This is a genomic window from Acinetobacter sp. UBA3025 (assembly GCF_002367915.1).
Taxonomy (GTDB): Bacteria; Pseudomonadota; Gammaproteobacteria; order Pseudomonadales; family Moraxellaceae; genus Acinetobacter.
In genome coordinates this window covers 1-4224 of sequence record NZ_DFDO01000290.1, presented here as the reverse complement: position 1 = coordinate 4224, position 4224 = coordinate 1, and the positions used below count along the sequence as shown (strand labels likewise).

4 protein-coding genes and 1 pseudogene are annotated in these 4224 nt (G+C 42.8%); 2 read left to right on the top strand and 3 right to left on the bottom strand.

Annotated features, from left to right (window positions below):
- From B4J23_RS12240 to B4J23_RS12230, 3 genes and pseudogenes are all read right to left on the bottom strand, one after another.
- Window positions 1-167: pseudogene (locus tag B4J23_RS12240) on the bottom strand (ketol-acid reductoisomerase); the annotation flags it as partial.
- Between the two features lie 105 nt (window positions 168-272).
- Entirely contained in the window at window positions 273-764 is a 492-nt protein-coding gene (ilvN, locus tag B4J23_RS12235) for an acetolactate synthase small subunit (protein WP_004782091.1), read from the bottom strand.
- Window positions 761-2488: an acetolactate synthase 3 large subunit gene (locus tag B4J23_RS12230; protein ID WP_291360966.1), complete on the bottom strand. Its 1728-nt coding sequence runs from the start codon at window positions 2486-2488 to the stop codon at window positions 761-763. The genes ilvN and B4J23_RS12230 overlap by 4 nt, the downstream gene beginning before the upstream one ends.
- Before the next feature lie 682 nt (window positions 2489-3170).
- Between B4J23_RS12230 and B4J23_RS12225 the strand changes: the two genes are divergently transcribed.
- Together B4J23_RS12225 and B4J23_RS12220 are read left to right on the top strand one after the other, a co-directional pair.
- The gene (locus B4J23_RS12225) at window positions 3171-3521 is read left to right on the top strand and encodes a DUF4124 domain-containing protein (protein WP_291360964.1); all 351 of its coding nucleotides are present in this window, start codon (window positions 3171-3173) and stop codon (window positions 3519-3521) included.
- A 121-nt stretch (window positions 3522-3642) separates the two neighbouring features.
- Window positions 3643-4224 (top strand): class I tRNA ligase family protein (locus B4J23_RS12220; protein ID WP_291360962.1); only part of this gene is annotated, 582 nt, incomplete at its 3' end.

Below are 4224 nucleotides of genomic sequence, written 5' to 3'. Positions count from 1 at the left end.
GCTTTTTTCCAAGAAGTAGAACCAGCGCGAAGACCTACAGTTACGTCTACACCAGAATCTTTAAGGTTAAGCGCGTGCGCGTGACCTTGTGAACCATAACCAATGATCGCTACTTTCTTAGATTGGATGATAGATAAGTCGCAGTCTTTATCGTAAAAAATTTGCATTGCTGTCTCCGCTTAATGCTTGTTTGTCTGTTTAACCAGGCAGTGAATCTTGTATTTACACTGCCTGATACCCCCTTCTTTTTAGGGTGAGGAAATACTTTAAAATTAGATTGTCAGTACTTTTTCGCCGCGTGCGATACCTGATACGCCTGAACGCACCACTTCCAGAATCGTGTTTTCTGCTAATGCATCAATAAAACCGTCGATTTTCTCAGTCGTACCCGCGATTTGAATCGTGTAAGTTGTTGGCGTTACGTCAACCACCTGACCACGGAAAATATCGGTCGTACGTTTGATTTCATCACGGGTTGCGCCTAAAGCTTTCACTTTGATCAACATCAACTCACGTTCAATATGCGCACCTTCAGACAGATCCACCACTTTAACCACTTCTACCAGCTTGTTCAGCTGTTTAGTGATCTGTTCGATCTTGTGATCATCACCATAAGTCGTCAAAGTCAGACGTGAAAGTGTTGGGTCTTCAGTTGGCGCAACGTTCAGTGTTTCAATGTTGTAGCCGCGTTGTGAGAATAAACCTACCAAGCGAGAAAGCGCGCCTGCTTCGTTTTCTACGAGTACAGAGATAATATGTCTCATTTCGTGCGCTCCCCTTTTGCTAACCACATATCCTGCATCGATTGACCCGCAACCAGCATTGGATATACGTGTTCTGTACGGTCAACCATTACGTTAATAAATACGCACTTATCATTGATTGCCATTGCTTCTTCAAGCTTAGACTCAAGCTCGTCTGCATGGTCAATCTGAATGCCTACATGACCATAAGCTTCCATCAATTTTGTAAAGTCAGGTAAAGACTCTACATATGAGCTAGAGTGACGGCCTTCGTAATTCATGTCCTGCCACTGTTTTACCATACCCAAGGCACGGTTATTCAGGCACAGGATTTTTACGTTCAAGCCATATTGCTTACAAGTAGAAAGTTCCTGGATACACATCTGAATCGATGCTTCACCAGTAATACAAACCACTTGCTGATCCGGGAATGCAAGCTTAGCCGCCATTGCATATGGCAGACCAACACCCATCGTACCTAGACCACCAGAGTTGATCCATTGACGAGGACGCTTGTAGCGATAATGCAATGCACCGAACATCTGATGCTGACCAACGTCAGAGGTAATGATCGCTTCGCCATTGGTGACTTTGTCTAGAGCACGAACCACTTGCTGTGGTTTCATAGAACCATCAGTCGGTACATCGAACTTCAAGCCATGAACCTGACGCCATTCATCAATCTGTTTCCACCATGCCGCAATCGCTTCAGGATTTGGCTTGGACACATTCATTTGCTTCAACTGGTTCAGCATTTCGTTCAGTACAGGTTCTACTGCACCCACGATTGGAATGTGCGCCATGATGGTTTTAGAAATGGTCGCCGGATCGATGTCAATGTGAATGACTTTGGCATTCGGGCAGAATTTCGCAGGGTTATTGGTTACACGGTCATCGAAACGCGCGCCTACACATAGAATCACGTCTGCATTGTGCATGGTCATGTTTGCTTCGTAAGTACCGTGCATACCCAACATGCCGATGAACTGTGGATCATCGCCCGGGAATGCGCCAAGGCCCATCAGAGTATTGGTAACCGGGTAACCCAATAGATGCGCAAGCTCAGTTAATTGTGCTGAAGCATTGCCCTGAACCACACCACCGCCTGAGTAAATGACTGGGCGTTTCGCATGAATCAGTTCATCAATCGCTTTACGGATTTGACCTGAGTGACCACGATATGGTGGTTGATACGAACGCATCTTCACTTTTTCAGGATATTCGTAAGCAAATTTCTCTGCTGGGTTGGTTGCATCTTTAGGAATATCAACTACAACTGGACCTGGACGGCCAGATGACGCGATATAGAATGCTTTTTTGATAATTGAAGGAATTTCGCTGGCATGGCGAACCTGGAAGCTGTGCTTCACGATTGGGCGAGAAATACCGACCATATCAGTTTCTTGGAACGCATCCTCACCGATCAAATGGCTTGCAACCTGACCAGACAGGATCACCATTGGAATGGAATCCATATAAGCCGTTGCAATTGGAGTAACGGTATTGGTCGCGCCTGGGCCAGAAGTGACCAGCACAACACCAGTTTTACCTGTTACGCGTGAGTAAGCATCCGCCATGTGACCGGCAGCTTGTTCGTGACGTACGAGGTAATGATTAATTTTGTCTTGTTGAAATAGCGCATCATAAATATGCAGTACTGCGCCGCCTGGATATCCAAAAACATGTTCAACGCCTTCATCCGCTAATGCGCGAACGAGCATTTCACCACCAGATAGAAGTTCCAACGTGATTCACCCTATATTATTCACTGCACAAATGGGAGGCATTTGCAGTGTTCATTCATTAACTGTCTGCACTGTTATAGCACACAAATTTCATAGTTTTCAAAGCAATAGGAATAAAAAATCCGATCTACCTGCTGTTCGAGCAATACAAGATCTAAAACATGTTGGGGTAAACATATTTTGTTCGCTTTGTTCAATTTTTCGGCTAGAAAAATTGCCCATTGCATGACATGACACTTATTCGAAGGGTGATCGATCTAAGGCATATAAAACTATTGCTGCATTCTTGTGTTTTCAGCCTTTAAAGTCAAGTTTAAAAAACAGGCTATTATTGTTTATACGTCTAAAATTTGCTGCTTTTACAGGCAATTTCGACTTTAACTCTGGTTTTTAGCTTTAAAATTCTAATTTAAATTAATAAATTTCATATACTTAAAACTTTAATTTTATAAATTTTTAATATGTCTTATATAAAAAAATTGAATGAATTTTTAAGAAACTTAATGCAACTGTTTATAAATAAATTTCTTTTTATATAAAATTACTCTTTTTAGGTATCAGCTCAAAACATTAAGATCACTACTGATCACAAAATTAATTGAATTAAAAATCATCTTATGGCAAAAAATTCTCTACAATAACAACCCTATTTAACCGCTTGAAATTTTCAGGACTTTTACTCATGAAAAGATCTTTCCTGACCGCATTAAGTTTTGCCACTACGTTTGTTTTAGGTGTAGCAAGCAGCTCTGCTTTAGCGATTGAATATTATAAATGGGTCGATGCCAAAGACGTGACTCACTACACTAAAACCCCGCCTCCTAAAAATGCCAAGCACAAAAGCAAAGTAGAAACCTATGGCTGGAACAATTCCGCGCCTACCCCAGCAAGAACAACCGAAAATGAGAACCAGACCGAAACGGGTAACTCAAACTCATCTGCAGCTGTGCCTGTCGTTTCTGAAAATGAGCAGCAACAGCGTGAAGCTAATGAAGCTTTACAACGTGGTCAGTCTGAGCGTGTAGCCTTCTAATCATACTCGTCTGCCAATTTAGATTTTTCCTGCAGAATCCCATCCGCAAAATTCACTTTTAGGTGTGTTTTGCGCTATGCTGTGCCTTATATTTTTTTAACCGTTCTCTTGTATTACGTATATGACTACTCACATTGACTCAGAATATCAAGCCAGTGCGATTGAGCCTCAAGTCCAACAGGACTGGGAATCTCGCAAAGCCTTTAAAGTTGCCGACACTGTAGAAGGTCCACGTCGTTATATCCTCTCGATGTTCCCTTACCCAAGTGGCAAACTGCATATGGGTCATGTGCGTAACTATACGATTGGTGACGTGATCAGCCGCTTTCACCGTCTAAAAGGCGAAACTGTATTACAACCCATGGGTTGGGATGCTTTCGGTCTTCCTGCGGAAAACGCTGCCATTGCACACCAGGTCGCTCCTGCAAAATGGACTTTCGAGAATATTGATTACATGCGTAATCAGTTGAAGAAACTTGGCCTGTCTGTAGATTGGGATCGTGAATTCGCAACCTGCACACCAGAATACTATCGCTGGGAACAATGGCTATTCGTTCAGCTTTATAAAAAAGGCCTGATCTACCGTAAACTTTCTACAGTCAACTGGGACCCAGTAGACCAGACAGTTCTTGCCAATGAACAAGTTGAAAATGGTCGCGGCTGGCGTTCAGGTGCATTGGTTGAAAAACGTGATATTCCAATG

Bases quoted from the DNA above. Each gene is read 5' to 3' on its own strand.
- ilvN (WP_004782091.1), bottom strand. From the start codon at position 764: ATGAGACATATTATCTCTGTACTCGTAGAAAACGAAGCAGGCGCGCTT.
- B4J23_RS12225 (WP_291360964.1), top strand. From the start codon at position 3,171: ATGAAAAGATCTTTCCTGACCGCATTAAGTTTTGCCACTACGTTTGTT.